Annotated in this window: 5 protein-coding genes; 4 read left to right on the plus strand and 1 reads right to left on the minus strand. The window is 64.5% G+C overall.

Annotation, left to right across the window (positions count from 1 at the left end; genetic code table 11):
* Window positions 1–92 precede the first annotated feature (92 nt).
* Window positions 93–1,475: an MFS transporter gene (locus P1X14_RS21505; RefSeq protein ID WP_277317471.1), complete on the minus strand. Its 1,383-nt coding sequence runs from the start codon at window positions 1,473–1,475 to the stop codon at window positions 93–95.
* A 338-nt stretch (window positions 1,476–1,813) separates the two neighbouring features.
* On the opposite strand from P1X14_RS21505, the gene P1X14_RS21510 reads away from it, so the two are divergent.
* From P1X14_RS21510 to P1X14_RS21525, 4 genes are all read left to right on the plus strand, one after another.
* Complete coding sequence (locus P1X14_RS21510; RefSeq protein WP_277317472.1) at window positions 1,814–3,904, plus strand: TonB-dependent receptor; 2,091 nt, start codon at window positions 1,814–1,816, stop codon at window positions 3,902–3,904.
* 25 nt (window positions 3,905–3,929) lie between these two features.
* A complete protein-coding gene (locus tag P1X14_RS21515) occupies window positions 3,930–4,274 on the plus strand; it encodes a hypothetical protein (RefSeq protein WP_277317473.1) in 345 nt (114 codons plus the stop codon).
* A gap of 50 nt (window positions 4,275–4,324) precedes the next feature.
* Window positions 4,325–4,660, plus strand: coding sequence for a ferredoxin FdxA (gene fdxA, locus P1X14_RS21520; protein WP_277317474.1), 336 nt, complete (start codon window positions 4,325–4,327; stop codon window positions 4,658–4,660).
* A 131-nt stretch (window positions 4,661–4,791) separates the two neighbouring features.
* A complete protein-coding gene (locus P1X14_RS21525) occupies window positions 4,792–5,427 on the plus strand; it encodes a helix-turn-helix domain-containing protein (RefSeq protein WP_277317475.1) in 636 nt (211 codons plus the stop codon).
* Window positions 5,428–5,568 lie beyond the last annotated feature (141 nt).

Genomic DNA, 5,568 nt, shown 5'->3' on the forward strand with positions numbered 1-5,568 from the left:
CTCCCCCACCCGGCCTCCCACAGAATATGCTGGATGGGAGGCCGGGTGGGGGAGCGGGCCGGTGCCGCATCCACGCAAGTGGATCAAAAAGCTTACTCCGAACGCAGCCCCACCAACCGCAGCCGACGCAGCGCGAGCAGGGTCAGCAGCGAGATCGCGGCGGGCACCAGTGCGATGTAGAAGGCCTGTTGCGGCGAGGCGACATGGCTGAGGATGAAGCCGCCGACGATCGGGGCGAACACGCCGCCCACCCGGCCTGCGCTGAGCGCCATGCCCGATCCGGTCGCGCGGATCGGTCCGGGATAGAAGAGGTTGACCACCGCGCTCAGGCAGAATTGCGATCCGATGATCAGGAAACCGCAGGCAGCCAGCGCGACGTAGAAGCCGGTCGCGGGGGCTGCCATGCCGGCGAAGATGCCGACGCTTACGATCGTCGCGGCATAACAGAAGCCCAAGGTCGCTACCGGACCGATGCGCGGCAGCAGCGCGGCGAAGGTCAGCCCGCCCAGGATCCCGCTGAAGCTGAACAGCGAGGTCGCGCGGATCGCCGCGCGCGGATCTAGGCCCGAGCTGACGAACAGCGACGGCGTCCACATCACGAAGAAATAGACCAGCGACAGATTGGCGAAGTTGAGCAGCCACAGCAGCAGGGTGGTGTTGCGCCGCTCGGGCGTGAACAGCTCCGCCAGCCGCGACTTGGCGGCGCCCGACGCATCGCCGACCAGCTTCACCGCGGGATCGATGGCGACGCCCAGCCGTCCGAACAGCGCGCGCAGCCGGGTCTGGTCGCTCGACTGGCGCACCATCATCACCGGCGATTCCGGCAGGGCGACGATGCACACCGCCCAGGCAATCAACGTGCTGACCGCGCCGACATAGAAGACCGCGGCCACGCCCATGGTCGGCAGCAACTGCCCCACGGCTGCGGCACCGCAGGCCGCACCCAGCGGATAGCCTGAGCAGACCAGCACCACTGCCATCGTCCGCCAGCTTCCCGGAACCAGCTCCATCGCCAGCGCGATGGTGTTGGCGAGCGCGAGGCCGAGGCCCAGTCCGGCGACGAAGCGCGCCGCGATCATGCTGCCATAGCCGGGCACATAGGCGCCCGCGAGCGTGGCGAGGCCAGCAATGGCAAGTCCCAGCAGCATCGCGTGCCGCCGCCCGAGCTTGTCGCCGAGCGGCGCCAGCAGGAAGCCGCCGAACACCTGCCCGATCAGCGAAGCCGAGAGCAGGGATCCCACCGCCTGCGGGGTCAGACCCCATTCGCGTGCGAGCAGCGGCGCGGCGAGTGACATGGCCTGCACGTCATAGCCCTCGACCATGCCCACCACGATGCACAAGGCGAGCAGGAAGACACCATAGGCTGAAGGACGCAGCTGCGCATAGGCATCGGACAGCGCACGCTCCGAACCGGTTATCGCCGAAGCCGGAGCCGCCTGTTGCCCAGCGCTCTCACCCATCACCGATCCCGACATTTGCGCCTCCCGAAAAATATTTTTTGGCCCTCGCCGGATCGGCGGAGCGAGTGTCCGGACCTTCTCATCGCGACCGCCGAACGTCAAACATAATTATCGTTTTACAGGAATTTAGTCCGATATCTCAAGGCCACTGACCAGCCGCCGGATGCCCTCCCGAAATCGTAAATCGCTCGAAAAGCTGCGATTATACGTGCAGATGATGCATTGACGCAGTTGACTGCATGATTATCTTGGCCGCGAATTCGATAAACGAATCATCAGGAGGGGAGCTTCAAATGATGGAAACCGTACATGCAATCCGGCGCAGCCCTGTGACTCGCAGCCTTTCGCTGCTCATGCTGCTATCTGCATCCACGCTCGCGGCGACCGCCGCGCAGGCGCAACAGGCCGCGCCCGCGGATCAGGACGAAGACCCGGCGATCCAGGAAATCGTGGTGACCGCACAGAAGCGGACGACGCTGGTGCAGGAAACGCCGCTCGCGGTTTCGGTCGTGTCGGGTGACGCGCTGCAGGAAAACGGCGTCAAGGATGCGCAGGGGCTGGCGGCGTTCGTCCCCAACGTTTCGATCGGCGAAGGCTCGCGCGCTTCGGTGCAGATCGCGATCCGCGGCGTCTACAGCGCGACGAACGAGTCCGATCCGTCGACTGCCTTCCATGTCGACGGCATCTATTATTCGCGACCGTCGGGCGCGAACGCGATCTTCTACGATATCGAGCGGATCGAAGTGCTGCGCGGGCCGCAGGGCACGCTGTGGGGCCGCAACGCGACCGCGGGCAGCATCAACGTGATCACCCGCAAGCCCAGCTTCGACTGGGAAGTGCAGGCACAGGGCGCGATCGGAAACTATGGCGCGCTGGAAGGCCAGGTGATCGTCAACGCGCCGGTGATCGACGGCAAATGGGCGCTGCGCGGCGCCTTCGTCTATGACGAGCGCGACGCCTATGAAGTCAGCCCGGTGGCCAATGCGGCAGCGCCGGGCATCCGGAACCGCGCGGCGCGCCTCCATTCGCTGTTCCAGCCGACCGAGCGGCTGACCATCCTGCTGACCGGCGATTACTGGAAGAAGGACGGGCAGGCGAATGCGTTCGTGTCGCTGCGCCCCGGCTATGATCCGCGCGTTACCCCCAATATCGGCCTGCAGGAGATCGAGGCCTATAGCGGCCGCGCCGAAGTCACGCTCGATCTGGGCGATGTCGAACTCACCTCGCTTTCCGCATGGCGGCGCGAGGATCAGGACAGCCAGGGCACCATCGCCGGACCGCTGGGCGGGGGCCTCTACAATGTCGCCCGTCCGTTGCGGCTCACCCTGACGCTGAAGGACGAGACCTTCTCGCAGGAAGTCCGGCTCGCTTCATCGGGCACCGGACCGGCGCGCTGGACGATCGGCGCCTTCTATCTCGACCAGAAGAGCGACGAGGTCTTCAACTTCGTCATCGTGCCGAACTTCATCGCGGTGAACCAGACCCGGCCCGAGCAGACATCGACCTCCTATGCAGCGTTCGGCCAACTGTCCTATGACATCGGCAATGGCGTGACCCTGACCGGCGGCTTGCGGTATTCGCGCGACGAGAAGTCGAATATCGGCGGCCGCGAAACGGTGCTCAACATGGGCGTGCCGGTCGTCACCAACGAGAATATCAGCGGCGCCTGGGACCGGCTCGACTGGAAGGCATCGGCCGACTGGCAGATCGGGCCGCGCCACCTGCTCTATGCAAGCGTCGGCACCGGCTACAAGTCGGGCGGTATCGACGGCACGCCGTTCGATCCGGAAAAGCTGCTCGCGTACGAGATCGGATCGAAGAACGAATTCTTCGATCGCCACCTCCAGCTCAATCTCGCGGCGTTCATCTACGACTATACCGATCTGCAGGTCGGCCAGATCGTCAACGGGCAGGCGGTCAACGCCAATGCCTCGTCCGCGGTGGTAAAGGGGGTGGAGGTCGAGTTCCAGGCGCTGCCCGTTCGCGGGCTGCGGCTGTCCGGCTCGGCCTCCTATCTCGACAGCCGCTATGGCGATTATCTCGCGCTGGATCAGTCGGCGGGTAATGCGCTGATCCAGGTGCGCGGCAACCGGCTGCAGCGTGCGCCCGAGTTCAGTGCCCAGCTTGCGGTCGCCTACACCACCGTCGCCGGGCCGGGCCAGCTCACCGTGCAGGGCGACTGGAGCTTCCAGAGCAAGGTCTATTTCAGCGAGTTCGGCGAACGTGGCGTCTGGGCCGACGGGGTGCAGGATCCGGCGTCGCTGTTCAACGCACGCGTCCGTTACGAGATCGGCGACGGCGACTGGTTTGTCGAAGGGTTCGCCAAGAACATCTTCGACAAAGCGATCCTGCGCTCGGGCGGATATTACGGCCCGGTCAACGCCTTTCTCGGCAGCTACGGCCCCCCCGCAACTTACGGCATCCGCACCGGCTTCAGGTTCTGAGCCGGGTCAGCAAGGCGTTACACCCATGAAATTGTACATCATTCTTTCCCAGTCCAAGCGTCAGCTGATCGCCAAGGAGGACGTGCCTGCGCTCACCCCGCAGCATCGCGAATATCACAATCCGATGCGGGAGAAGGACGCGATCCTGCTCCAGGCGATGATGCGCCCGGACGAGATGACGCCCAAGGGATCGCGCTGCATGATCCTTCAGGCGGAGACGCGCGAGGAGGTCGACGACTTCATCCAGCGCAATCCGCTGATGGCGCATGACGCGATGGAATGGACCGTCCACGAACTGCTGCCCAACTATGCCGCCACCAGCGTGCAGGAGTGGTTCCAGGGCAAATTCTCCAAGGGGCACGGCCAGTGACGGCCGGCCCCTTTCTCCCTCCACGAACCCCCTAGAGTACAGGACGAGTCATGGCTTACGTCGTCACCGACGCGTGTATCCGCTGCAAATATATGGACTGCGTGTCGGTCTGCCCGGCCGATTGCTTCTACGAAGGCGACAACATGCTCGTCATCCACCCCGATGAGTGCATCGATTGCGGCGTGTGCGAGGCGGAATGCCCGGCGGAAGCGATCCTGCCCGCCGACGATGCCGATCAGAAATGGCAGGACCTCAACGCCGAATATTCGCAGGTCTGGCCGAACGTGACGACCAAGCGCGATGCACCCGCCGATGCCGACGGCTTCAAGGGCGAGGCGGGCAAGTTCGAGAAATATTTCAGCACCGCGCCGGGCACCGGCGGCTGAGTCCTGCGCGCGCCCGAGCGTGCTTTCATGATCGATTCTACAAATCTTCCCGGTGGTTGCCGGGGGGAATGACGAACCATGCCGGAGACGATAGAAGATGGGTCCGCTGAGGTTGACAGGGGAATGCAGGGGTGCCGCCAGAAGAGGGATCGCGGACCGTCGTCGGACGGCGCGAGCGCAAGAAGCTGGAGGTGGCCGAACGTCTTCGCCGTGCGGCCTTCGAAGTGTTTTCGGAGAAGGGCTTCGAGGATGCGAAGCTCCGCGACATTTCGGAACGCGCCGACATCGCCGAGCGGACCCTGTTCAACTATGTGACCGACAAGCGCGACCTGCTGGCGTTCGTGCTGGCCGAGGAATTGTCGGCGGTGTCCGGCCGGATGTTCCCGCCCGAGGCATGGGAGCTGCCGGTGATCGATCAGCTCAAGGCCGGGTTCGAGGATTATGTCGCCTTGTTCTCGCGCTATGCCCCGGTGTCGCTGATGCTGTTCCGCGAAGCGATCTGGTTCAACACCACGCCGCAGCTGAAGACCTATCTCGACAGCCGCACCGCGTTGCTCGAGCGGATCAGGGCGCTGGTCGAGTACAAGCAGGGCAAGGGCGAGATCCGCGCGGACACCACGTCGTTCGACGCGGCGTGGGTGCTGCTGTCGATCTTCATGTCGAACGTGCGGCGCTGGCTGCTGGCCAATCCGGCCGAGCAGCCGACGCGCATCGCCGAGATCGAGCCGCAGTTCAGCATCATCCTGCGCGGCCTTTCGCCCGAGTAACCGCTCGCTCGCGTTGTGCCGGAGGCCTGGCATGAACGCGATGACGCCCAATGATCCGATCACCGAGGCTGTCGTGGTCCGTTTTGCCGGGGATTCCGGCGATGGGATGCAGTTGACGGGCGGGCAGTTCACCTTGTCGAC

Source organism: Sphingomonas sp. AOB5 (assembly GCF_029433115.1).
GTDB lineage: Bacteria > Pseudomonadota > Alphaproteobacteria > Sphingomonadales > Sphingomonadaceae > Sphingomonas.